28 protein-coding genes and 1 tRNA gene are annotated in these 25,244 nt (G+C 30.2%); 14 read left to right on the top strand and 15 right to left on the bottom strand.

Features of this window, described 5'->3' with window-relative positions:
- Positions 1–65: 65 nt before the first annotated feature.
- Positions 66–785, bottom strand: a complete 720-nt coding sequence (locus tag MBM09_RS14475; protein ID WP_238674430.1) for an RDD family protein — start codon at positions 783–785, stop codon at positions 66–68.
- A 24-nt stretch (positions 786–809) separates the two neighbouring features.
- Here MBM09_RS14475 and MBM09_RS14480 point away from each other — a divergent pair, with 24 nt between their 5' ends.
- From MBM09_RS14480 to MBM09_RS14505, 6 genes are all read left to right on the top strand, one after another.
- Positions 810–1,781 (top strand): stage II sporulation protein M, encoded by a 972-nt coding sequence (locus tag MBM09_RS14480; protein WP_238674431.1) that lies wholly within the window; start codon positions 810–812, stop codon positions 1,779–1,781.
- A 50-nt stretch (positions 1,782–1,831) separates the two neighbouring features.
- Positions 1,832–2,518: a hypothetical protein gene (locus tag MBM09_RS14485; protein ID WP_238674432.1), complete on the top strand. Its 687-nt coding sequence runs from the start codon at positions 1,832–1,834 to the stop codon at positions 2,516–2,518.
- The gene (locus MBM09_RS14490; RefSeq protein WP_238674433.1) at positions 2,519–3,727 is read left to right on the top strand and encodes a DUF4350 domain-containing protein; all 1,209 of its coding nucleotides are present in this window, start codon (positions 2,519–2,521) and stop codon (positions 3,725–3,727) included.
- 71 nt (positions 3,728–3,798) lie between these two features.
- Complete coding sequence (locus tag MBM09_RS14495; RefSeq protein WP_370569730.1) at positions 3,799–4,800, top strand: AAA family ATPase; 1,002 nt, start codon at positions 3,799–3,801, stop codon at positions 4,798–4,800.
- A 45-nt stretch (positions 4,801–4,845) separates the two neighbouring features.
- Complete coding sequence (locus tag MBM09_RS14500) at positions 4,846–6,177, top strand: DUF58 domain-containing protein (protein ID WP_238674435.1); 1,332 nt, start codon at positions 4,846–4,848, stop codon at positions 6,175–6,177.
- A gap of 106 nt (positions 6,178–6,283) precedes the next feature.
- On the top strand, positions 6,284–6,706 hold the full coding sequence (locus MBM09_RS14505) for a DUF2141 domain-containing protein (protein ID WP_238674436.1): 423 nt from the start codon (positions 6,284–6,286) through the stop codon (positions 6,704–6,706).
- Positions 6,707–6,789: 83 nt separating this feature from the next.
- Here the strand turns inward: MBM09_RS14505 and MBM09_RS14510 are convergent, their stop codons facing one another.
- Positions 6,790–7,269 carry a Dps family protein gene (locus tag MBM09_RS14510; RefSeq protein ID WP_238674437.1) on the bottom strand — a complete coding sequence of 160 codons (480 nt, stop codon included), beginning with the start codon at positions 7,267–7,269 and terminating at the stop codon, positions 6,790–6,792.
- A 105-nt stretch (positions 7,270–7,374) separates the two neighbouring features.
- On the opposite strand from MBM09_RS14510, the gene MBM09_RS14515 reads away from it, so the two are divergent.
- A complete protein-coding gene (locus MBM09_RS14515) occupies positions 7,375–8,316 on the top strand; it encodes a LysR family transcriptional regulator (RefSeq protein WP_238674438.1) in 942 nt (313 codons plus the stop codon).
- A gap of 27 nt (positions 8,317–8,343) precedes the next feature.
- On the opposite strand, the gene MBM09_RS14520 is transcribed toward MBM09_RS14515, so the two are convergent.
- The 3 genes from MBM09_RS14520 to MBM09_RS14530 all read right to left on the bottom strand — a co-directional run bounded on the left by MBM09_RS14520 (position 8,344) and on the right by MBM09_RS14530 (position 10,001).
- A complete protein-coding gene (locus MBM09_RS14520) occupies positions 8,344–8,541 on the bottom strand; it encodes a hypothetical protein (RefSeq protein WP_238674439.1) in 198 nt (65 codons plus the stop codon).
- A gap of 130 nt (positions 8,542–8,671) precedes the next feature.
- Positions 8,672–9,472, bottom strand: a complete 801-nt coding sequence (locus MBM09_RS14525; RefSeq protein ID WP_238674440.1) for a TIGR00266 family protein — start codon at positions 9,470–9,472, stop codon at positions 8,672–8,674.
- A gap of 73 nt (positions 9,473–9,545) precedes the next feature.
- Positions 9,546–10,001, bottom strand: a complete 456-nt coding sequence (locus tag MBM09_RS14530) for a DUF4442 domain-containing protein (protein ID WP_238674441.1) — start codon at positions 9,999–10,001, stop codon at positions 9,546–9,548.
- A 147-nt stretch (positions 10,002–10,148) separates the two neighbouring features.
- Between MBM09_RS14530 and MBM09_RS14535 the strand changes: the two genes are divergently transcribed.
- The 5 genes from MBM09_RS14535 (at position 10,149) to MBM09_RS14555 (ending at position 14,176) form a co-directional block, all read left to right on the top strand.
- Positions 10,149–10,595, top strand: coding sequence for a DUF4870 domain-containing protein (locus MBM09_RS14535; RefSeq protein WP_238674442.1), 447 nt, complete (start codon positions 10,149–10,151; stop codon positions 10,593–10,595).
- Positions 10,596–10,665: 70 nt separating this feature from the next.
- The gene (locus MBM09_RS14540) at positions 10,666–11,007 is read left to right on the top strand and encodes a PadR family transcriptional regulator (RefSeq protein WP_072402494.1); all 342 of its coding nucleotides are present in this window, start codon (positions 10,666–10,668) and stop codon (positions 11,005–11,007) included.
- On the top strand, positions 11,004–12,815 hold the full coding sequence (locus MBM09_RS14545) for a PspC domain-containing protein (RefSeq protein ID WP_238674443.1): 1,812 nt from the start codon (positions 11,004–11,006) through the stop codon (positions 12,813–12,815). Before MBM09_RS14540 ends, MBM09_RS14545 begins: the two co-directional genes overlap by 4 nt.
- A 95-nt stretch (positions 12,816–12,910) precedes the next feature.
- On the top strand, positions 12,911–13,414 hold the full coding sequence (locus MBM09_RS14550; protein ID WP_238674444.1) for a DUF4440 domain-containing protein: 504 nt from the start codon (positions 12,911–12,913) through the stop codon (positions 13,412–13,414).
- A 33-nt stretch (positions 13,415–13,447) separates the two neighbouring features.
- On the top strand, positions 13,448–14,176 hold the full coding sequence (locus MBM09_RS14555; RefSeq protein WP_238674445.1) for a head GIN domain-containing protein: 729 nt from the start codon (positions 13,448–13,450) through the stop codon (positions 14,174–14,176).
- Between the two features lie 59 nt (positions 14,177–14,235).
- Here MBM09_RS14555 and MBM09_RS14560 read toward each other — a convergent pair whose 3' ends face one another.
- The 6 genes from MBM09_RS14560 to MBM09_RS14585 form a co-directional block, all read right to left on the bottom strand.
- Positions 14,236–16,404, bottom strand: a complete 2,169-nt coding sequence (locus MBM09_RS14560) for a prolyl oligopeptidase family serine peptidase (protein WP_238674446.1) — start codon at positions 16,402–16,404, stop codon at positions 14,236–14,238.
- 190 nt (positions 16,405–16,594) lie between these two features.
- Positions 16,595–16,669: transfer RNA gene (locus tag MBM09_RS14565), tRNA-Pro, on the bottom strand.
- 127 nt (positions 16,670–16,796) lie between these two features.
- The gene (locus MBM09_RS14570; protein WP_238674447.1) at positions 16,797–16,955 is read right to left on the bottom strand and encodes a hypothetical protein; all 159 of its coding nucleotides are present in this window, start codon (positions 16,953–16,955) and stop codon (positions 16,797–16,799) included.
- A 26-nt stretch (positions 16,956–16,981) separates the two neighbouring features.
- Positions 16,982–17,143 carry a DUF1328 family protein gene (locus tag MBM09_RS14575; protein ID WP_238674448.1) on the bottom strand — a complete coding sequence of 54 codons (162 nt, stop codon included), beginning with the start codon at positions 17,141–17,143 and terminating at the stop codon, positions 16,982–16,984.
- 270 nt (positions 17,144–17,413) lie between these two features.
- The gene (locus MBM09_RS14580) at positions 17,414–17,863 is read right to left on the bottom strand and encodes a PA2169 family four-helix-bundle protein (protein ID WP_238674449.1); all 450 of its coding nucleotides are present in this window, start codon (positions 17,861–17,863) and stop codon (positions 17,414–17,416) included.
- A 170-nt stretch (positions 17,864–18,033) separates the two neighbouring features.
- Positions 18,034–18,468, bottom strand: a complete 435-nt coding sequence (locus MBM09_RS14585; protein WP_238674450.1) for a hemerythrin domain-containing protein — start codon at positions 18,466–18,468, stop codon at positions 18,034–18,036.
- A gap of 178 nt (positions 18,469–18,646) precedes the next feature.
- Here MBM09_RS14585 and MBM09_RS14590 point away from each other — a divergent pair, with 178 nt between their 5' ends.
- A complete protein-coding gene (locus tag MBM09_RS14590) occupies positions 18,647–19,240 on the top strand; it encodes a DUF2652 domain-containing protein (RefSeq protein ID WP_238674451.1) in 594 nt (197 codons plus the stop codon).
- A 5-nt stretch (positions 19,241–19,245) separates the two neighbouring features.
- Positions 19,246–20,274 carry an AraC family transcriptional regulator gene (locus tag MBM09_RS14595; protein WP_238674452.1) on the top strand — a complete coding sequence of 343 codons (1,029 nt, stop codon included), beginning with the start codon at positions 19,246–19,248 and terminating at the stop codon, positions 20,272–20,274.
- 72 nt (positions 20,275–20,346) lie between these two features.
- Here MBM09_RS14595 and trxB read toward each other — a convergent pair whose 3' ends face one another.
- From trxB to MBM09_RS14615, 4 genes are all read right to left on the bottom strand, one after another.
- Positions 20,347–21,327: a thioredoxin-disulfide reductase gene (gene trxB / locus MBM09_RS14600; RefSeq protein ID WP_238674453.1), complete on the bottom strand. Its 981-nt coding sequence runs from the start codon at positions 21,325–21,327 to the stop codon at positions 20,347–20,349.
- 148 nt (positions 21,328–21,475) lie between these two features.
- Positions 21,476–23,605 (bottom strand): peptidylprolyl isomerase, encoded by a 2,130-nt coding sequence (locus MBM09_RS14605; RefSeq protein ID WP_238674454.1) that lies wholly within the window; start codon positions 23,603–23,605, stop codon positions 21,476–21,478.
- Positions 23,606–23,739: 134 nt separating this feature from the next.
- Entirely contained in the window at positions 23,740–25,029 is a 1,290-nt protein-coding gene (locus MBM09_RS14610; protein WP_238674455.1) for a hemolysin family protein, read from the bottom strand.
- A complete protein-coding gene (locus MBM09_RS14615) occupies positions 25,030–25,224 on the bottom strand; it encodes a hypothetical protein (protein ID WP_238674456.1) in 195 nt (64 codons plus the stop codon).
- Positions 25,225–25,244: the final 20 nt, after the last annotated feature.

Below are 25,244 nucleotides of genomic sequence, written 5' to 3' on the forward strand. Positions count from 1 at the left end.
ACCGAAACGGGTTCGGGATAAGCGATTCACTCACTTTTTGAGAAAAACAAAAAGCGGTTCTCTGCTTACATATCTTGAGTGTAATAATTATAGTCCTTTAAAATAACATCTATAAACTCCATATCTGATTTATGCTTCATGGTTTTAAGCCCAATAACTTCCATAATTTTAGACCTTAATTTAATTAGTGTTGGGTAGTCTTTTGAAGCTTTTGCTGATGTGAAAGTATCTTTAATAATACGCGCATCGTTATCAGATAATTTAATAACACTAGGGTAAGTTGGTTTATAATTATCTCTTAAGTTTTCTAAAATAGTATGATTCATGTTCACACTATCTTTTAAACCAATTACCGCAGTTCCAGCTGCCATATCCCCCAATCGTTGTGTTTTCTTATTAAACAACATAACAAAAAAACCTAAGCCAAAAATATAGATATCTACAACTCTAAAAAACCATCTCACCACATAGTCAGACAAAGATGCTTGATAGCCATCTATTTTAACTACTCTAATCTTCATTACGCGTTTACCAATGGTTTGTCCTTGCAAAAACGACTCTAAAGCCAATGTATAAAACATAACCGGAAAACTTAAAATAGTATTAATGCCTATTTGAGACCACTCATCCATATTATCAAAGGCTCCAAAAGTCCAACTTAAAATCATCATATATCCAATTTTAATAGCCATATCTATAATAAATGCCAATAAGCGTTCTCCTGCTCCTGCAGAATTAAACGTTATTTTTACATTTTGGGTCGTGTTAATTTGTAACTCTGACATTTTATATTTTAATTTATAATCTATATGAGGGAAGTTGCATTCATTAAGCAAAATAAGGAAAAATGGTTAAGTTTTGAAAAGGCTGTTTTTAATAATGATTTTGAAAACCCAGACGAGCTTGCCTCTCAATACATTCATTTAATTAACGATTTAGCCTACGCGCAAACTTACTACCCTAAAAGTAAGGTTATTACCTATTTAAACCAATTAGCAGCAAAAGCTTTTCAAAAAATATATAAAACTAAGCGGGAAGACACTAATAGAATTATTGGTTTCTGGAAAACCGAAGTGCCCTTAATTTGTTACCAATACCGAAAATTTATATACATAGCTTTTATCATATTTTTTGCATTTACTTTTATTGGAGTTATTTCCGCAGCTAACGATGGTGAGTTTGTACGCTCTATCCTAGGAGATAACTATGTAAACATGTCTTTAGAAAATATTGAAAAAGGCGACCCAGTAGCTGTTTATAAAAGTGGCAGCAATTGGGGAAGTTTTATAGGTATAACTATAAATAACTTACGTGTTGGTATTATTGCTTTTGTTTTGGGTGTTTTTTTAGGAATTGGCACACTGTACATAATGTTTAAAAACTGTATTATGTTAGGGTCTTTTCAATACTTCTTTTATGAAAAACAAGTGTTTTGGGAAAGTGTTCGCGGTATATGGATTCATGGTTCTATGGAAATTTTTGCTATTGTAATTGAAGCTGCTGCAGGATTAATTTTAGGTGCTAGCATTTTATTTCCTGCCACACATTCTAGATATACATCTTTTAAAATGGGTGCTAAAACTGGTATTAAAATTTTAATTAGTACGTTTCCTTTTACTTTTTTTGCAGGATTTTTAGAAGGTTTTGTAACACGATATTCTAACATTATGCCGCATTGGTTATCAGTTGGTATTATATTAATTACACTAAGTATTATAAGTTACTATTATTTAATTTACCCATATAAAATTCAAAAACAAATTATTCAAAACCCATTTTAATACACCATAACCTGAAATTAACCCGATTACATATTATCTATATCTTACTTTTGATAATTTTCAATTCCCAATCAGGTTTTGGCATAAACACATCTCAATATCCTCAACAAATTAGGCAGTTCGATGACGATTTTAAAGAACGTTATTCTGGAAACAAATTTAATTACGAAGGAGAAGAAATAGTCACCAAAACACCTTCTGGTTCTGGCAATTATGAAAACTACAAAAAAGCAGAAGATCACAGAAAAGAACGTAATAATTCTGATAGCTTTTCAATAAATCTTGGTCCCTTCAGTTGGTTATTTTATCTAGCAATCGCTTTAGCAGTTATATATTTAGTGTATATTTTACTAAATGAAGGCGGCACTGGTTTATTTTCTTCCAACGGACATAATAAACTCAATACTTACGAAGAAATAACCGCTGAAAATATTGAAAACACAGACATTAATTCGTTAATTATAAATGCTGAAAAAAGCAATGATTTTAGGCTAGCCATTCGTTACTATTACTTACTTGTTTTAAAAAATTTAAGCTTAAAAAACTATATAAAATTTGAAGATGACAAAACCAATAGTGAGTACTTAAATGAAATAGATTCAAAACCTTTTAGTGATAAATTTGCATACACATCTTACCTCTATAATTACATATGGTATGGTGAATTTCCTTTAGATGTTGAGGAATACAACAAAGCCAAAGGTAATTTTTTAACGCTTTTAAATGAAGTAAAATAAATGAAGAAAGCGTTACCAATACTCATTATCATTATCGTTTTAATAGTTACTGCTGCTTTAGCTATTGGTATTAAAAGAACTAAAACTGTTGATTGGGAAGAATCTTTTGATGAAAAAAGCAATAAACCTTACGGTGTTAGTGTTTTTTATAAAGAATTACCAAACCTTTTCAACGATTATAAAATTCGTACAGTATATCATCAACCAGCTAGCTATTTAAGTGCAAATTCTGAGGATGGCTATGGTGAACATATTGCTGAAGGCAGCTTTATTATTATAGGAAACTCTGATTATCTAGAAGACGACTCCATTGATGAATTATTAAATTTTGTTGATGCTGGAAACACATTATTCATTTCAGATTATTACTATCCACAAAAGCTACATGACACTTTAAATATTGATATTGATTATGTTTTAAATGAAAAAAAAGACAGTATTTCTTATCAATCATTAAAGTATATTGACATTAATGATATAATGATTGATAGAAATGAAGGCGATAACTACTTTGCTAGATTAGATACCATAAATTACAAAGTTTTAGGTCATTCAAAAATAGATTATAAACACGTAAACTTTATTGAAGTTCCATTTGGAAACGGAAAAATATTTTTACACACAGAGCCCAAAGCCTTTACAAATTACAATCTCTTAAAAGAAGATAGGTTTAAATATGTAGAAGGCCTTGTTTCTTATTTACCTGAAAACAATGTGTATTTTGACTCCTATACCAAAATTCAAAGGGGTTATGACGGTGATGTTGAAAAAGAATCTAACTTAAGTTGGTTTTTAGATCAATTATCTTTTAAATGGGCGTGGTATACCGCTATTATTTTTGGTATTTTATTCATGATTTTTAATGCTAAACGAAGACAACGCATCATAAAAATTGTTAAACCATTACAAAATACTACAGTTGCTTTTGTTAAAACAGTTTCCAATTTATATTTCGAAACCCAAGACCATAAGAACTTAATTGATAAAAAAATAACGTACTTTTTAGAAAAAATAAGAACCGATTATAATTTAGATACTTCAGTTTTAAATGAAGCATTCATAAATAAGCTTACTTCTAAATCTGGCAAGAAAAAAGAAGACATTAAAAAGGTAATCGATTTTATAAATTGGCTAAGAAGTAAAAATGAATTTTTTGAAGAAAACTTAATAAAATTAAACAGACATATTGAAGCATTTTATTCAAAATAATTATGGACGAAAATAAAGAACCACAAGACCATCAAGAGTTTATACCAAAACCTAATGATGTTGTATCATCAATTGATGATAGTGCCTTAACAGATTCTGATGATTTAAAATTTAAAAACCGTTTAGATTTATCAGAACTCCAACAAAGCGTAAACAAAATAAAGCAAGAAGTTGGTAAAGTTATTGTTGGGCAAAAAGACATGGTAGACATGCTTATTGCATCACTTTTAGCAAAAGGACATTCGCTTATAGAGGGTGTTCCTGGTGTGGCAAAAACTATTACTGCAAAGTTATTAGCAAAGTCGTTAAGTGTTGGCTTCAGCAGAATTCAATTTACGCCAGATTTAATGCCGAGTGATATTTTAGGAACTTCGGTTTTTAATTTAAAAGATTCTGAATTCGAGTTCAAAAAAGGTCCTATTTTCTCTAACATGGTTTTAATAGACGAAATAAACAGAGCACCTGCAAAAACACAAGCCGCTTTGTTTGAAGTGATGGAAGAACAGCAAATAACCATAGATGGAAACAAATATAATTTAGATGCTCCTTTTATGGTTTTAGCCACACAAAACCCTATAGAACAAGAAGGTACATACCGTTTACCCGAAGCGCAGTTAGATCGCTTTTTGTTTAAAATAGATGTAGATTACCCTAATTTAGATGAAGAAATAGAAATTATTTCCAGAGAACATCAATTAAAAGACAAAGTAAAAATCGATGAAATCTCATCGTTTTTAACCGCTAAACAAATTTCAGAATATCAATTATTAGTATCTAAAATTTTAGTTGAAGAACATTTGCTTAAATATATAGCACAACTTATTGTAGCAACTAGAAGTAATCAGTTTTTATATTTAGGTGCTTCACCAAGAGCTTCTATAGCTATTTTAAAAGCCAGTAAAGCTTTTGCTGCTATGAATGGGAGAGATTTTGTTACACCAGAAGATATTAAACGTGCTGCAATCCCTGTTTTACACCATAGAGTTATAGTAACACCAGAACGCGAAATGGAAGGCGTTACAAGTAAACAAATTATAAAACAAATAATTGAAACGGTTGAAATACCGCGTTAAGTTACCAGTTTTCAGTCGCAATAATCAGTTAACAACTAACAAAACTTGAAATTCTTTAAACCATTCTACATACAGCCTCGTTTTTTCTATGCCGGCATTGGTATTGTAGCTCTGTTTGCGTTAAGCTATTTCATTCCTGTATTATTTAATGTTGCACAACTCTCAATTTTAGTTCTTATCCTTTTATTTATTTTAGATTTCCTTATTATTTTCATTGGAAAAAATAAAATTGAAGCTACCAGAATTTTACCCGATAAATTCTCAAATGGTGATAAAAACTTAATAGAATTACATATTAATAACAATTATCCTATTACATTTCATTTAGAAATTATTGATGAAATACCTGAGCAGTTTCAAGTACGTGATTTTAAGTTGAAAGACACTATTGCTTCTCGTAAATCAAAATCTATTACATATCATTTAAAACCAACAGAACGTGGTGAATACAACTTTGGCAGTTTAAATGTTTATGCGTCATCTATTTTAAAAATAGTTGCAAAACGCTTCACTTTTGACGATGGCGCCATGGTACCAACTTATCCTAGTTTTAAACAATTAAAAAAGTTTGAACTTTTAAACATCAATCAAAACTCATTAGAGTACGGACTTAAAAAAGTGCGTCGTCTTGGACACTCTATGGAGTTTGAGCAAATAAAAGATTATGTTTCTGGTGATGATTTACGAACAATAAATTGGAAAGCTACTGCTAAGAAAAACCAATTAATGGTTAATCAATTTCAAGATGAAAAATCGCAACCTGTATATTCAGTTATTGATAAAGGTAGGATCATGAAAATGCCTTTTAATGGATTAAGTCTATTAGACTACGCAATAAATTCAGCTTTGGTAATAAGTAATATTGTTCTTAAAAAACATGATAAAGCAGGTATGCTTTCCTTTTCAAAACGGATTGAAAATGTAGTAATTGCCCAAAGACGAAGCTCACAAATGCAGCTGATACTTGAATCGCTTTACAATGTTAAAACTGATTTTTTTGAAAGTGATTTTGGTAGATTATATGGAAATATTAAAAGACATATTACCCATCGAAGCTTAATTTTAATGTATACTAATTTTGAAACTTTAGATGGTTTAGAAAGACAATTACCTTATTTAAAAGCTATAGCAAAAAGTCATTTACTTGTTGTAATTTTCTTTAAAAACACAGAGCTAAACGAATTAATTAAAAACAAAGCTGAAACTGTTCAACAAGTGTATGATAAAGTAATTGCTGAAAAATTTGCTTTCGAAAAACGCCTCATAGTTAATGAGTTAAAAAAATATGGCATCTATTCCATTTTAACAACACCAGAAAATCTTACCATTGATACTATCAATAAATACCTGGAAATAAAAGCAAGGGGTTTACTATAGTCTATTTTACAGTTCGTCTTCTTAATTCTACGATTCGGTAATAACATTTATTAAACTAGAATTAAGTAATAGATATTTGAAGTGTTAAACAAATAAACCATATATCATGAAAACACTATCATTAATTATTGCATTAGTACTATCAATAACATTTAGCAACGCACAAGAAGAAGAAAACGGGCAAACCATTAACGTTACTATAGAAAACATAACCAATAATAATGGCGTAGTTGTTTTATCACTACATACAGAAGATACGTTTATGAAAGGTCCAGGCATTCTAACAGAAAAAAGTAAAATAGTTGATGGCAAAATAACCGTTACTTTTAATAATGTAAAAGCTGGAACATATGCTATTATGGCTTTACACGATGAAAATGAAAATAATAGAATGGATTTTGAAGATAGTGGCATGCCAAAAGAATCCTATGGAATGTCTAACAACCCTATGGCTTTTGGACCACCTCAATACGCTCAAGCTAAATTTGAATTAAAAGATGAAGATTTAGAAATGAAGATTATTTTCTAATACCTAATATAAAAACAAAAAAGCGACTTTTATAAGTCGCTTTTTTATTGCTAATTAACTATCTAAACCACTATACTAACCTGTTAAATTGTTTCGCTTAACCAAGCTTTCATCATCCAAATCGTTTTTTCTTGTTCGGTTATAAAATCACTCATCATAGAGTTTGTTCCTTCATCATCAGCATCACCAGATTTATCTAAAATTTGGCGTTCGATTTTTAAAAGTTCAGTTAAAGAATCAACAATCAACTTCACTGCTTTTTCATCTTGCGATATATCTTTACCAACAGGGACTTTACCATTTTTAGAATAATCTTCAAATGTGTGTAAAGGTGTTTCTCCTAATGTTAAAATACGCTCTGCAATCAAATCTACTTTCATATTGGCATCGGTATATAACTCTTCAAATTTCACGTGTAAATCAAAAAAACGCTTTCCTTTAATATTCCAATGTATACCACGTAAATTCTGATAATAAATCTGAAAATTAGCTAATAGATTATTTAAATCTTTAGCTAAATCTTTTGTCTTTTTGGTATCTAAACCTATACTATTTAATGTCATAATTATATCTTTTTTTAAGTTACCACTAATTTAATCTATAATTAACAGTTATTTCTATAAATTTTATTGATAGTTTTTATATTTTTATAGTCTAAATTGATATTTATGACTATTACTCAACTATATTATGTTTTAGCAGTTGCTGAAAACCAAAACTTCACAAAAGCTGCAGAAAAATGTTTTGTTACACAACCTACTTTAAGTATGCAAATACAAAAATTGGAAGACCAATTGGATGTGCAAATTTTTGACCGAAGCAAAAAACCAATAGAACTTACCGAAGTTGGTAAAAAAATTGTAACCCAAGCTAGAAATATTGTTAACGAATCTTATAGAATTCAGGATATTGTAGATCAGCAAAAAGGCTTTATTGGTGGCGAATTTAAATTGGGTATTATCCCAACAGTTATGCCTACTTTACTTCCTATGTTTTTAAAAACTTTTATAAAAAAACACCCTAAGGTTAAGCTCAAAATAGAAGAATTAACTACAGAGGAAATTATAACAAGAATTAAAGACGGACATTTAGATGCTGCAATTGCTGCAACTCCTTTAGAAGATGAAAACATAAAAGAACGTGTACTCTTTTTTGAACCTTTTGTATCCTATATTCCAAAAGGACACAGGTTACATCTTAATAAAAAAATAGACGTATCAGATTTAGATGTTGATGATATGTTATTACTTGAAGACGGACATTGCTTTAGAGAAGGTGTAATAAACTTGTGTAAGGTTTTTAAAAATCATGAAGACGATAAGTTTCAATTAGAAAGTGGCAGTATAGAAACACTTATAAAATTATCTAACGAAGGATTGGGTATGACACTTCTACCCTATTTACATACTCTAGATATTAATGAAAAAGAAAAAGTAAATCTCCATTATTTTAACGAGCCTTCTCCTGCAAGAGAGGTTAGTATTATTTACCATAAAAGTGAACTAAAAATGCAAATTATAGAAGCTCTTCAAGATGTTATATCTGGTATTATAAGAGGTGCGATTGCATTTCAAAATGTAAAGATTATTAGCCCTTTAGCTAAAAAGTAAAAAAGCGACCTAAAGGTCGCTTTTTATTTAAGGTTTTAAATAAATTAAACATTGATCTAATTCTGGGTTTTGCTGTACTAAAGATTGAATAAATATTTTAAGCTCTTCAATCTCGTAGGGCAATAAACGTGTTAATGCCTTTTGTACTTCTTTGCAAAACAACGTTGCATCAAAACTAACTTTATTAAGCACAGTTTTGGTATACTCTAACATTGCTCTCGCCATTTCAATAGGGTTTAGGTTTTATGATTTTGTAATAAAAAAAGTAGATTTGTTTTATAAGCTCATTTTTTAAAATCATTATAAATTTACTAAAAATTTAATTAGTAAATAAAATTTAGATAAAAATTAACACTTAAAATCTGTTATCACCATCTAATAAATCTCCTAAACCTCCAAGAATACTACCTTCTCCTTTATTTTTACCTCCACCCTGCGGAGCAGATGATAAAACACGACCAGCTAGCCTACTAAATGGTAATGATTGTACGTAAACAGTACCTGGACCTTGTAGTTTTGCAAAAAACAAACCCTCGCCTCCAAACACTGTGTTTTTTATACCTCCAATAAATTCAATATCATAACTAACAGATTGATCAAACCCTACAATACATCCTGTATCTACCCGCAATATTTCTCCAGCTAATAGTTCTTTTTTAGCCATAGTACCACCTGCATGTACAAATGCCATACCATCGCCTTCCAATTTTTGCATAATAAATCCTTCACCTCCAAAAAGACCTCTTCCTAATTTTTTTGAAAACTCAATACCAACACTTACGCCTTTTGCTGCGCATAGAAAAGCATCTTTTTGGCAAATGAACTTACCACCGTATTCTGTTAAATCTATAGGTATAATTTTACCTGGATATGGTGAAGCAAATGACACGTTTCGTTTACCAACTACATTATTATAAAAAGCAGTCATAAACAAACTTTCACCTGTTAATATACGTTTACCTGCACCTAAAATTTTACCTAAAAAACCAGAATCTTTTTGAGAACCATCTCCAAAAATAGTTTCCATTTTTATGCCATCATCCATCATCATAAAGCTACCTGCTTCGGCAACAACGCCTTCTTCAGGGTCTAGTTCAATTTCTACGTATTGCATTTCCTCTCCGTAGATTCTATAATCAATTTCGTGTGCTGTCATTTTTGTATGTTTTTTGTTGATTTATTTATATGTTGATTTTATCAAATATTTGTTACACCAACAAACAAATTATTTAGCCTTTTACCTTAACACTCCACTCAAAATTAAAGGTAGAAACAACTATACCATCTTCATTAACACCTTCAGATTTCATCCAAATGGTTTGTCCTTCACCCGTTGCTATGGTTTTTTCAATAGCTTCATCAATCAAATGTCCATCATTGCAAGTAAATGTAATTTTACCTGTTGCTTTTTTAGTGAATTTAGCATTGTTTGTTGTAACCAGCATAGATATTTTTTTTCCAGAGTCTTGAATTTTCCCAATCATTAAAGCTCCTGTAGAAAACTCTGCCGCCATACCTTGCACCGCCCAAAACATCGATTTAAAAGGGTTTTGATTTATCCATTTATGTTTAACGGTTACAATGCATTTTTCATTATCAATATGTTTTGTTCTTACACCACACAAGTAGGCTGAAGGTAATTTAAAAATAGTAAAAGTATTTAGTTTTCTGGCAGTTATATTCATTAATATCTTATTTAATTTTTGACTAAGTTATGAAAATATTCCACAGCATTAAATGTTAAATTTATGTTAATTTTTAGTACTATGCGTAACAAAGTACCTGTTTTTAGACATATATTTGTATAAGAAACTATTATATGTTTTAATATCATGTTAGACAATCACCAAAAAAACATCGCAACATTCATTCATTTATCTACATTTAGTAGATTCATTATTCCTTTTGGAAATTTTATTGGTCCTATTGTATTATGGACTGCAAACAAAGATAAATCTGAATTTATCGACGCTAACGGAAAACAAGCCATAAATTTTCAAATAAGTATTTTATTATATGCCATTATTTTAGGAACCTTAACCATTCCTTTTTTCATATTTAAAATTTTTAATGGAATAGACTTTATAGATTTTCATGGATTTCATGATTTTCATATCAATATTGGTAAACCTTCTCCTCTACTATATATAGGTGGTGCATTAGGCTTTTTAGCTGTAATAGGTTTTATTCTTGAACTTGTTTTTATTGTAATTGCGAGTTTAAAAGCACGAGACGGAGAAATATACCAATACCCTTTAACAATCAATTTTTTAAAATAAATTTCATCAGTAACCATCAATCAAATCAATCAAAAAATGAACAGTTTCACAAAATTAAACGAATGACACTATGAAGATAGAAAACACAAAAGCACAAATGCGTAAAGGCGTTCTAGAATTCTGCATACTCTCAGTCTTAAAAGATGAAGACGCTTATGTAGCAGAAATTCTAGACACACTAAAAGACGCTAAGTTGCTGGTGGTAGAAGGAACTATTTATCCACTACTTACACGACTTAAAAACGCAGGACTTTTAAATTACAGATGGGAAGAATCAACCTCTGGACCTCCAAGAAAATATTACGGTTTAACCGAAACGGGCAAGCTGTTTTTAAAAGAATTAAATACAACTTGGAGTGAATTACACAACGCAGTAACCATAGTAACAAGCCAAAAAACAACAAAAAAATGAATAAAACAGTCAACATAAATTTAGCAGGTATATTTTTTCACATAGATGAAGATGCATACTTAAAATTGCAACGTTATCTGGAGGCTATAAAACGTTCATTCACAGACTCTCAAGGTCGATCTGAAATTATAGCAGATATAGAAGCACGTATTGCAGAACTTTTTAACGAACGTGTTAAAAACGACAAACAAGTAATACGCATTAAAGAAGTAGATGAAGTAATATCTATTATGGGACAACCAGAAGATTACTTAGTAGATGACGAGATTTTTGAAGATGAACCTAAAACCACATATTCAAGAAAATCAACATCTTCAAGAAAACTTTTTAGAGATACCGACAACTCTTATGTAGGTGGTGTATCATCTGGTTTAGCACATTATTTTGGTATAGATGTTATTTGGATACGCTTAGCTTGGATACTTTTAATTTTTGGTGCGGGCACAGGAATTTTACTATACATTTTACTTTGGATTTTAGTTCCTGAAGCAAAAACAACTTCAGAGAAAATAATGATGACGGGAGAACCTGTTAACATTAGTAATATTGAAAAAAAAATAAAGGACGGCTTTGATAGTGTTTCAGATGTAGCCAAAGAAGTAACAGATTCGGTTTCTAATGTAGCAAAAAATGTAGGTGACAGCGTAAGTGATGCCGTAAGTAATATAGATTTTAAAAAAAAAGGTAGTTCCATAAAATCATCATCAAAAACTTTTTTTGATACCCTTGCAGATGTTATTATGTTTTTCTTTAAAGTGTTTGCAAAGTTTATAGGTATCATTCTTATAATTGTTGGTGCTTCAACTCTAATTGGGTTAATTATCGGGTTATTCTCGGTAGGTGTTGCAGATATTATTCATATACCTGGATTAGATATGGTTGATATTGTAAATGCCGGAAATACACCTATATGGTTAGTATCATTATTAAGCTTTTTTGCTGTTGGTATTCCGTTCTTTTTCCTGTTCTATTTAGGATTAAAAATCCTTATAAACAATCTTAAATCTATAGGGAACATTGCAAAATTTACATTGTTAGGTCTCTGGTTAATATCAATAATAGCGTTAATTGTTGTAGGTATAAGACAAGCTAGTGAATTTGCTTACGATGAAAGTTATATTGAAAAAACAGAGCTACCAATTACAGCAACTGATACTTTGAATATTAAAATGATAAGCAATGATAATTTCAATCCTAATTTTTACAGAAATAATCATGGTTTTAAATTAGCACATGATGATGATGGTAATAAAACCATTTATTCATCTGATGTTGATATAAGAGTTAGATCTACAACAGATTCTGTTGCTACAATTGCTATAGAAAAAAGCTCCGATGGTAGAAGTTATGAAATAGCCAGAGAACGTGCAAAAAATATAAATTACAATTTTGCATTAAGAGACAATACGTTACTTCTTGATTCTTACCTAACCACAAATCCTGAAAATAAATTTAGCGATCAGGAGGTTGATGTAATACTTTATATCCCAGAAAACACAGTGGTATATTTTAACAACAGCACTAAATCTTTTCTTTATTACAAACAATATGAAGGAAATATTATTTCTAGAGAAGATACTAATCATTACATGAAAATCTTATTTGATGATGCAGAATGTTTAGATTGCCCTGAAGAAGATTTTGAGGTAAAAGTTAATACACCTGGTATAAAAATTAATGATGAAGGGTTAGAGATTAAATCTGATGACGGAAGTTTAAAAATTGACGAACAGGGTATTAAAGCAGAATCTGAAGATGTTAAAGTAAATATTGACTCTAATGGAATTAACATAGAATCAGACAATTAACAATTCATCCTAAAAAAACAACAATTCAGATACTTAAGTTATTAACCAACAACATTTTAAAAGATATTTGAACAACAAATTAAATTAACCAGATAATGAAAAAATTAAAATTTATAGTATTTAGTATTTTTCTAGTATTTGGTTCTTTTAGTACTATAAATGCGCAAGTAGAAAGAAACTCAGAACTTTTTAAAATTCTTAAAAGTAAAGATAGTTTACTTTTTAAAATTGGTTTTAACACCTGCGACATTAGTCAATTCAAAAACCTAATGTCTGAAGATTTTGAATTTTATCATGATAAATCTGGTGTTCTCAATTCTAAAGAAGCTTTTATAAAAGTTATGGAAAATGGTTTGTGCGCTAAAACAAACCCCTATAAAGCAAGGCGAGAATTAATAGCTGGAAGCATGAAAATTTATCCACTTTATAATAACAATGAACTTTACGGAGCAATACAAAATGGAAACCATAGGTTCTTTGAAAGCTTTGAAGGCAATGAAACTGCTGGAAATATTGCTAAATTTTCACATTTATGGATTATAGAAAACAAACAATGGCATGTTAAACGAATTCTAAGTTTTGATCATCAAATGCCTTAACTTAATAATAAATCAATCATTAAAACAAAAATCATGACAACATTAATCAAATTTATTGTAGCAACAGTATTAAGCTTATTGCTTGTATCCTGCAATTTCGACCTAAATCTTAATCCCGGTGTTCGAGGAAATGGAGATGTAATTACACAAGAAAGAACTGTTAACGAATCTTTTTCAACAATAGAAGCAACCGAAGGCTTAGATGTTTACCTAACACAAAGCAATAACACAAGTATTGTGGTAGAAGCCGATGAAAATTTACACGATCTTATTCTAACTGAAATAGAAAATGGTGTATTAAAAATTCACACTAAGCAAAACATAGGTAATGCAACTTCTAAGAAAGTAAAAGTTAGTTTTAAAGACATTTCAAGTATAGTATCTACTAGCGGAAGTGATGTGTTTTCCACTAACACTATTACTGCTGAAAATTTAAATCTAAAATCAACCAGCGGAAGCGATATGAAGCTTGATGTAAATACATCTGTTCTCAACTGTAAATCTACAAGTGGAAGTGATTTACGTTTATCGGGGAAAACCTCAAAACTAATTGCTGAAGCAACAAGTGGTAGCGATATTAAGGCAGCAGATTTAATAGCAGAATCTAGTGAAGTTAGAGCTACGAGTGGCGCAGATATTACTATAAATACTTCAAAAGAATTAACCGCAAGAGCTACAAGCGGTGGAGATATAAGGTATTATGGTAATCCTGAAACTGTAGATAAAAGTGATAGCTCTTCAGGAAGCATTAGACAACAATAAAACCAACCTATTAATCAACCAAAAGCCGAAGTTATTTCTTCGGCTTTTTTTATATCTATCTAATCTTTTAATATTGGTTTTATAAGTTTAAAATCTGGATGTCCAGATTGCCAATAAAAGAATGAAAATATATTTGAAAACTCATCTATGGTTTGCGTTAATGTAGTACGCCCTCCATGACCACCTTCAAAATTGGTATAAAATAATATTGGTGAATCACCTTTATTATCATGTTGCATTTTAGCGGCAAATTTTGAGGGTTGCCAAGCAATTACTCGGGGATCATTCATTCCTGCTGTGATTAAGGTTGCTGGATAATCCGTTCCAGGAATTAAACTATGGTAAGAATCCATAGCCAATAAACCTTTAAATTCTTCAGGATCTTTAACGGTTCCAAACTCTGGGGCATTTATTGGTCCATTAGGTGTCGTCTCACCTCTAACAGTATTCATAGCACCAACCATTGGTGCTGCAGCTACAAATAAATCAGGACGTTCAGTAATGGCTCTACCAACTAAAATCCCACCAGCACTTCCTCCAAAAATGGATATCTTTTTTGGATTGGAATAGCCATTCTCAATTAAATATTCTGCTGTTGCAATAGCGTCTTTCCAAGTATTTGGCTTGTTTAATTTTTGCCCAGCTTTATGCCACGCATCTCCTAATTCTCCTCCACCCCTTATATGTGGCACTACTAATACTCCATTATACATTGTATAAGCTAAAACAATTGGACTAAAAAATGGCGACGTAGAAATACCATAAGCTCCATAACTATAAAGAACGGCAGGATTCTGACCATTCAATTCTATATCCTTGTTGTGAATTATTGATACAGGAACCATGACACCATCATGAGATTCTACCATAACCTCTTTTGCTATTAAGTTATTTAGTTCTGGATACTCTACAGGAGTTGATAATGGTTTGTGTGTAAATGTTTTTGTTATTGGATTGTACAAAAATCGTTTATTTGGAGAAGTCCAACCAGCAATAGTAATCCAGACATCACTAAATTCACTTCCTTTAGCAGAAATATATGCACTTCCGGCTGTAAATGGCAGTTGTAATTCTTCTGCATTACTTTCACCATCTGCAAGAAAATAAACTTTAGCTTCTACTCCATTTTCAACTGTTGCATAATACAAACCGTCTTTTGTAAGACTAAAACTTGTAATTATTTCTGTATCTGATTCTTCAATAACTGTAATCGAATTTGAAAATTCAGGTTTATCAATAGAGGTCTTTACTATTTTAAAATTAGGTGCATCATCATAGGTTAAATAATAAACATGTTTTGAATTTAAACTTATATCAGTAACTTTATTATCTCTACTTAAAATAGGTCTCCAACTTTTATTACTACCATTTGAATCATTTATATAAACTTTGGCATTTTTATCTACAGAGCCAGCGAAAAGAATATTTTTATTAGCTTCTTTAGAATAGATAACAAAAGGTAACTCAGATTCCATCATGCTTAATGATTCATAATTTTCTTTTGAAAAATATTTTTTATCTGATGATTGATCTGTTCCAACTTTATGTACATAATTTGATGTGAATATTTGCCTGTTTACATCTTTTAAATCGGCTGAATTCAATCTAAAATAAAAGAAGCTATCTCCTGAAAGATGCCATGAAACTCCTTCTGCCAATTGTAAAATTTCCTTATACTGTTCTCCATTACTTTTGAATAATAATAATTCTGGATTTTCTGAACCATTGGGAGAAACACTTACTGCTATTTTATCTCCTTTTAAATTAGGGGTTATTGAAGAAATTGTATAAATTTTACCTTCTTCTGCTTTATACTTGGTAGGATCAAAAAACAACGTTTCTTCTCCCTCATATCCATTTCGTTTATACATCTTACTAATTTCTTCACCTGGAATTCTTTTTAAATAATAATAGGTGTCATCATCAGTAATATTAACACTAGAAATAGAGGCAGAACGTCTTTCTATTAGCTCTTTCATATTATCAAATAGTTCTTTCTTTCCAGAAATATTATTTAATACAAATGATGCATAATTAGCATTGTCTTTCATCCAAGCCACAACCATAGGATCATCTAAATTCTCTAAATACTGGTAAGGGTCTTCAAGTGTAATACCGTGATAAGTATTTGTTACTATTTTTTGTGGCAATATTTCTGGCTTAACAGCCACTTGAGATATTGAAACTAAAGAAATAAAAAACGTTAAGGCACAAAATATTCTTTTCATAATACTAAGGTTTATGAGTTAATAAAGTGCTATTAATTTAGTCTAAGATTTTGGAGAATGATTTCAAGATACAAAAAAAAATTAAGCTTCTGATTATCAAAAAATTTGTAAGCGTTTAGAAACTTTATTTAAATATAAAGGCTTTATTTAAGAAAGTAAACTTTCTACACAAATATTTAAATTAGTTTTGTCGGGATGACAGGATTTGAACCTGCGACCACACGGCCCCCAGCCGTGTACGCTAACCGGACTGCGCCACATCCCGAATTATTTTTCAGTTTTCAAAGTAAACACTTTTTAGTAAAACTTAAAACTATAATTTTTAGAATTATTGCAAAACACAAAAGCCAGAGCTTAAGCTCTGGCTTTTGTGTTTTTATTATTGATTTGTATTAATCTACTGCATCTTCAACTTCATCGGCAGCATCCTCAGCAGCGTCACCAACATCATCGATAACATCTTCTACATCATCAGATTTTTTATCTCTACACCCTGTAAATACTGTTGAAACAGTAAATAAAAATACTATTGCATATATTAATTTTTTCATAATTCTGGTTTTATTGATTAATAATTCTACTTTTTAACAATACCTTTTAATAATGATAGTACAAATAGTACTAAGAAAATAAAAAATAAGATTTTTGCTATTCCAGCTGAAGCTCCAGCTATACCTCCAAATCCTAAAATTCCAGCTATAATAGCGATTATAATAAATGTGATTGTCCAACGTAACATAATTTATGGTTTTAATAGTTAATAGAAATCTGTCTCTCAAATTTCCTTAATACAAATATCTAACAATTGAAGAGGATAGATTAACTCAAACAATCAACATATTAACTCTTTTAATAAATTGATTTTCAGTATTATAACAAAACAAAAAAGACCCCAGCATCTATAAAAAAATACTGAGGTCTAACTAACAAACCAACCAAAATCAAATCAATTTATTACAGTTAAGAATTACTGCTTAAAAATTGATATAATATTGTATGTAATAGATTTTTAACTTAAATCTTCTAAAGTTTTTATTCTTGACAAGCCACTTTCAATTTTATTTTTTTGAGATTCTAAAATTGATTTAGTGCTAAAAGGTAAAGCTGTTTCGTTAATTACCTCTCTATATTCACTAATGGCAGATTTTTCTCCTCTAATAGCTTCTTCTAACATAGATTCTTCATTCTCTGAAGAAAACATCGCCTTAATATCCATCCAAGCTCTATGTGCATCTCCAGCAATACTTCCGCCTTTATCAATGTCTTGATTGAATGATTTTAATTCAGATTTCAACTCATGCCCAAAATCATAACGCTCTTGTGCTTTTTGGTTGAAATAAGATTTTAAAGCTGCATTATCTACATTATCGGCTGCTTTTTTAAATCCTTTTTCTGCATCATAGGTCTTTTCTAGTAAATCATTTAACTTGTCTCCAATTTCTTTTGTGTAATTACTCATAATTGTATGGGTTTTATATTAGCAGTAATTTATTTTAAGATGCCTACTGGTTTACATCTGTGTTAATACTTTAACACGCTTACTTTTGTTTTACTGATGTAAAATTATAACAGATTAGAATTTATAGTTAGTTCAAAACCTATCATTATTAACTCATTTCAAAAAAAACATCAAATATTACTTTTCATATACTCTATGTAATCTTTTGCTAGACTTTGTTTTTTAGTTTCAGAAAACACTTTTCCAGCTAGTTGAAAAAACTTATGTTCTTCATCATCCAAATGATGTTCAACTTTTTCTTTTAAATCTTTAGCAATTTTCAACCAAGCAGAAGAATCATAATCTGTTTCTTCAAGCTGTTCTATTAATTCATCTATTTCATGATGTTCTGCAATACCATGTCTTGCTTTTTCCTGCATCATATCATTACTTATTAATGGTTTATAAAAATGACGTTCCTCGGCATCAGCATGAACTTCAAGCTCATTTTTAACAGCTTTAAATAATTCATCTCGTTTTTTAGTATCGCCAGACGTTTCAACTAACTTTTTTAATAGATCTCTTTGAGTATCATGATCTTTTCTAATGGCTTCAAAAATATTCATAGTTGTAGTTTTATTTTAATACATTCAAAATTAGCGTACTAAAACTATTAGGCTTTGTTCATTCAAAATAAAGATTAACTCTAATGGTTTTTTTAATTCGTATTATGGTTTTATGAATTAAATAATATTACCTTTAGTTTTCTATTTATTAGAATAACCATAAAAACAAACCAACCCTATGCTAATTTGTATTCCAGATATTAGCGGTTTTACTCAATTTATGAGCGAAACAGATTCTGATTTAACTTCTAAAGTGATACCTGCTTTGTTGAATAAAATTATTTATTCGAATAAAATAGGTTTGAAAGTTTCTGAAATTGAAGGCGATGCCGTTTTATTTTATCGTTCTGGAAAATTACCATCATTAAACATATTAATTGACCAATGTATAATTTTTTATAAGGAATTTTATAAACAACTATACAGCTTAAAAGACAAACATAGTTATAGTGATGATAGCCATAAAATACCCAGAACCCTTGGTTTAAAAATTATTTTACACTACGGTAATGATATAGAAACTGTACAGATTGGAAAACATATAAAACTTATGGGCGAAGATGTAATTATTGCACATAAATTGCTTAAAAATAAAGTCCCAAAAGATGAATATTTGTTAATGTCTGAGAATTTACTTGCTCAATACAATATGAAAGAACTAGATAATAAAACATATTGGGGAAACTTAAAAACAGGCGAAAATGTATATGAGCATCTGGGGGAAATAAACTATACGTATATAGATTTTGAACCGCTTTTGAATAACAAATAACAGGTATGATAGAAATTGAAATTATAGCAGATAACACCAAAGAAATCCTTGAAGAAATTAAAAAACATATTGGTGGTACAATAAATGAAAAGTGGAGTGAATATACTTTAGTTGTTGATAACGATATGGCTAGTGGAAGCATCCGGTTTATTCCTTTTGATTGGGGTGTAAATACTATAGACTATAATATAACTTTTAAAGATGAAGTTAGGCTTAAAATTCATGCTTCAGAATTTAATCCAATACGATTTATTTATCCGCTTAGTGGAACTTTTAAACATAGATTTGGCATTGATAATAAAGAAGAGTTAGTTGATCAATTTCAATCTTTAATATTTACTAATAAAACAAATGGCGTTAATTATATCCATTTTCCTAAAGATGAAAAACTCCAAATTAATGTTATACAAATTGTAAGAAAACATTTTTTAAAGAAACGTACAACCAATGTGTCTACTTTAAATAAGAAATTATATGAGGTTTTTGTTGATACCGATCATGAAAACAGGTTTAGACATTATGGTACTTTAAATTTAAAAATGGCTGATCATGTAAAAAAACTTTGGAATATAAGAACTAAAGGCATGCTTAGAGTTTTAAAAATTGAAGCTAAAGTTTATGAGATTTTGTCAATGCATATTCAACAACATAATAAATTACAACAAGGAGTACCTTTACCAACATCGCTTTTAAAAAGTGAACTTGTTACCATTAGAAAACTTGGTCAAGCCATTGTTAAAAACCCAGCAAAAGATTACTCTTTAGAACAACTTTCTGCAAACTCAGGCTTATCTCAGGCTAAGTTACAGGATGGTTTTAAATTTCTTTATACTAGAACGGTAACAGAATATATAAGACATGTGCGTTTAGAAGCATCAAGAGACTTAATAACTACCACAGACTTAAATATATCTCAAATTGTTTATACCATTGGTTTTACAAGTAGAAGCTATTTTTCTAAAATATTTAAAGAAAAATATGGTATAACTCCTAATGAGTTTAAAAAACAGCTAATAGTACCCGTTGCAGTATAACTTTTAAGATTAAAACATAAAAAAAAGCCTGAGCTAATGCTTAGGCTTTTTATTTTATTCTTATTTTAATAACTAGTTATATGTTGAAGTAGATACTTCAAAACTAGAGTCTTTAGCTGCTAAATAACGTTCTGCATCTAAAGCCGCCATACAACCTGTACCAGCAGCAGTTACTGCTTGTCTATAAACATGGTCTGCTGCATCACCTGAGACAAATACGCCTTCTATATTGGTTTTAGAAGTTCCAGGTACATTTATAATATATCCTGTTTCATCTAAATCTAAAAAGTCTTTAAAAATATCTGTATTAGGTTTATGACCTATAGCAACGAAAAATCCAGTAGCAGGAATCTCATGTTTTTCTTGAGTTTGGTTATTAAAAACTCGAACTCCAGTTACAACTTGTCCGTCACCTAAAACTTCATCTGTTTCTGTATTGAATAAAATTTCAATATTTTCTGTATTCTGCACTCGTGCAGCCATAATTTTAGACGCTCTAAATTCATCACGTCTTACCAACATAGTTACTTTTTTACAAAGTTTTGATAAGTAATGTGCTTCTTCACAAGCTGAATCTCCTGCGCCAACAATTACAACTTCTTGGTTTCTGTAAAAGAATCCATCACATACCGCACATGCTGAAACACCGCCACCTAATTTTAAATACTTTTGTTCAGAATCTAGCCCTAAATATTTAGCCGATGCTCCTGTTGAAATAATTACAGTATCGCAGTGAATTTCTTTTTCATCATTAACCCAAACTTTATGAACATCTCCAGAAAAATCCACTTTCGTTATCCAACCATGGCGTACATCTGTTTCAAAACGTTCTGCTTGCTTTTGTAGTTCCATCATCATTTCTGGTCCTGTAATACCATCTGGATAACCCGGAAAATTTTCAACTTCATTAGTTGTTGTTAACTGACCTCCTGGTTGCGTTCCCTGGTATAAAACCGGCTTCATATTTGCTCTAGCAGCATATATGGCTGCTGTATAACCAGCAGGTCCAGAACCTATTATTAAGCACTTTACTTTTTCTATTGTATCAGACATAATATTTCATCTTTATAATCTTAACAAAAGTAGGATTTTTGATAGAAAACTTACAGTTAAGTTATCAACAGTTCTTATAAAATAATAACTAAATATTATAAAAAAAGCCTCGAAAAACGAGGCTTTAATTTAAACTGTTCTTATATTATTATTGAACTTGAGTTTTTGCTCTGTTATCTTCAATATCTGCTGCTTCTTTTAGAGCATTGTATAACTTTGAGTTTACAGTACTAGATTTTTGTTGCTCAACTCGGTTAGCAGCAGCTTGATAATTATCTAACTCAACAGCTGGAGTAACTTTTGTTACTTGAATCATATAAACACCATTTGCACCGTCAATTAATTTTGATGTTTCTCCTTCGTTTAATCCAAACGCAGACCCAACAACTAATGGTTCTCTTCCTGCTCCAGATATAGTTGGATTTTTCATATTAACATTTGTTGCTGTTCTAACAGTTGTATTTTCAGCAGCAGCTAAATCTTCTAAAGTAGAAACAGAAACTCTATCTCTAATTATTTTAGCTTTTTTCTCTTTTCTAATAATTGGTAATACAGAAGCGGTTGCATCTTCAACAGACATTATTCCTTCTTTATGTTTAGCAACTAATTGTGCTATTACATAACCTCCAGGAATATTAAAACGTTTAATATCTCCACCCTTTGCTTCTTCTTCAAAAGTCCAACGTACAATTGGTCTTTGGTTGCCAACACCAGGAATAGATTCATCTAAAACTTTAATACCATTTACTGGTCTAATAGTATATTTATTCTCTTTAGCCAGAGCTTCAAAATCACCTTTTCCTGCATCAATTTCAAAATTTGAAGCGTCTCTAAATACTTTATCGCTAGTTGCTTCAGATGGCTCTATTTTTCTTGCAATAGTTCCTACTTGAACTGCTTTCTTTTTATTCTTTTGTCCTTCAACTTCTATAATATGAAATCCGAAAACTGTTTTAACTACTCCTAAATCACCTGTTTTTCCTTCAAATTCAAAATCATTGAACTCTGGTACCATAGTGTTGTAAGAATGCCAATCGTAACGACCTTCATTAGCAATACTACCTTGATCTGAAGAATAATCTGTTACAAACTCGGTAAATCTTGAACGATTAGATTTAAGTATAGTTAATAAACTATCTGCAGTGTTTTTTGCCTCTACCTCAGTTTGCACAACCTCTGGACCAGCACTTTGAGCGCCTCTAAAAGGAATTAAAATGTGTCTTACTTTAGCTGAATCTGGAATTTGTTTAACAGCTATTAACTTTGAAATTTTAAAATAACCATTTTCTTTGTATGGACCATAAATTTCACCTTCGTTTAAGTTATAGATGCTATCTGCTACTGCAGCTGGTAAACCTGATTTAAAAACAAAACGTTTATTGAATTTAATATCTGAAGCTGCAATTAAGTTAATATAATCTTCATTGTTTTTAACTTTAGAAAAAGCTACAATAGTATCTTTTCTTCCTGTTTCATCAACAAATCGTCCATTCACATAAGTTTCAAGTTCTGCTTTAATAGCATTTTCATCTTCAACTGATGCTACTTCTTTAAACTCTACAAAACGAATATCTCTTGAAGCTTCTACTTCATATTTCTTTTTATTATCGTTAATATATTTTGAAATATCAGATTTAGAAACAGTTACTGTACTATCTGGAATTGATGAGTATGAAACCTGTACAAATTTAATATCAACTTTATTACCTTCTAATTTATGCTCTAATTCGCCTTCTGCTAAAGTTCCTGTTAAACCAGCTTTAACTAAATTAAAATAGTTTTGTTGTAATGCATTTGCAGCAACTTGTTTTTCGTAATTAACCCAACTCTCATAACCTGCTGGTGATGTTTCTTTTAAATTAGCGATGTATTCATTTAATTTATTCTCATCAAATAATCCCGCTTCGTTTAAAAATTCTGGACTTGTTGCTAAAGAGGTTCTTAACAAATCTCTCATTTGGTCTTTTTCAACTGTAATTCCTAACTCTTCAAATTGAGTTTCCATTACAGCTTGTCTTACTTCTTGATCCCAAACTCTGTTCATAACTTGAGTATTGGTAACATTTGGTCCCATTTGCCTTTGTGCAGCTTCTACTTTTTGTAAAAAGTCTTCACGGGTAATGTCTTTTCCATTAATAGTTGCAACAATATTTTGCGACTTAGCTGTTAATGCATCACTGTTTTTAAACAAATCTGCTAATACAAAAGAGAATAGCGCTAATGCGATGATTAATATTAAGAATAGTGAACGTTGTCTTATCTTATTTAAAACTGCCATTTGTAAATTAAATTTTTAATAAATCCTTTGATTGGGATTGCTTGTTAAGTTGGTGCCAATTTAAATAAACTGACAAAAATATCGTGCGCGAAAATACCATTTTCTATTCAATAATAAAAGTAGAACTTAGTATTTTAATCTTCTTGTAACACTTTAAGTTCAACCATGTCAACTTTAGTGTTTGAGACTTCTAAAATTGTAAATTGAAAGTTGTCAATTTTTACTATATCATTTTGCTTTGGAATCTCCTGAGTATGGTTAACTATTAAACCTCCAAGGGTTTCATAATTTTCACCATCGGGAAGATTTATTTTATAAGTTTCATTAATATAATCCACCTCTAAACGTGCAGAAAGCTTGTATGTGTAATCATCTATTTTTTCTTCAACTAAATCTACAGAATCGTGCTCGTCTTCAATCTCACCAAATAACTCTTCTACAATATCTTCTACTGTCATAATACCAGATGTACCTCCGTATTCATCCAATATAACTGCAATACTTTTTCGCTTTTTTGTAAGTACGCTTAATACATCTTTAATAAGCACCGTTTCTGGCACAAATTCAACAGGATGCATCATAGATTTAATAGTTTTTGTTTTTTTGAACAAATCAAATGAGTGCACATACCCTAAAATATCGTCAATCGTATCTTTATAAACTAGAATTTTTGTTCGTCCTGTTTCTGTAAAAAGTGTATTAAGTGATTTTATGGAGTCATGAATTTCAACAGCAATAATTTCGGTACGTGGTACCATAACCTCACGTGCTTTTACATCGGAAAATTCTAATGCATTCTGAAAAATTTGTATTTCGGTATCTACATCATCGTGCTCTTCTACAGATTCCATTTGCTCGCTTATATAATTTCCAAGCTCTACTTTTGTGAATGCTAACTGTATTTGATCGCCATCTGTTTTAAAGAAATGTTTTAAGACAAAATCTGAAATCCAAATCACAAAATCCGAAATCAATGAAAATAACAAATAGAACAAATACGCAGGTATTGCTAAAACCTTAATTAAGGTGTTAGAATATATTTGAAAGAATACTTTAGGTAAAAATTCGGCAGTTATTAAAATTAATATTGTAGATATAATGGTTTGTGATAACAGGCTTAAATCTGTTAATAAATAATTTAGAAAACCATAAGGTGTTGGTAATAATGATTGAAACCAATTTACCAAAATATCGCCCATAAAAAACCCATAAACAACTAATGCTATATTATTACCAATAAGCATAGTAGCTATAAATTTTGAAGGTTTTGCTGTAAGTTTAGTTAATACTTTGGCCAGAATACCTTCTTGTTTTTTCTCTATTTCTATATGAATTTTGTTTGAAGACACATAAGCTATCTCCATACCCGAAAAAAAAGCTGAAAGAATTAACGATACAATTATGATGATAACATAAATGCTCATTTAGTTTGAATTGTCTCTGTTATCGTATTTTTTACTAAACTTTCTTCTGAAGAAAAACATAAAAACAGCCAAAGCTGCTAATCCCAATGAGATATAAGCACCATTTGTGCCATCATTCCATTTAGAAACACCATCATATATAAATAAAACGGCAAATACTAAGTAAGCGTACTGAAAAATTTTATAATATTTCATTTTAAATATTTAAAATGTAA

This window comes from Flaviramulus sp. BrNp1-15 (genome assembly GCF_022259695.1).
Taxonomy (GTDB): domain Bacteria; phylum Bacteroidota; class Bacteroidia; order Flavobacteriales; family Flavobacteriaceae; genus BrNp1-15.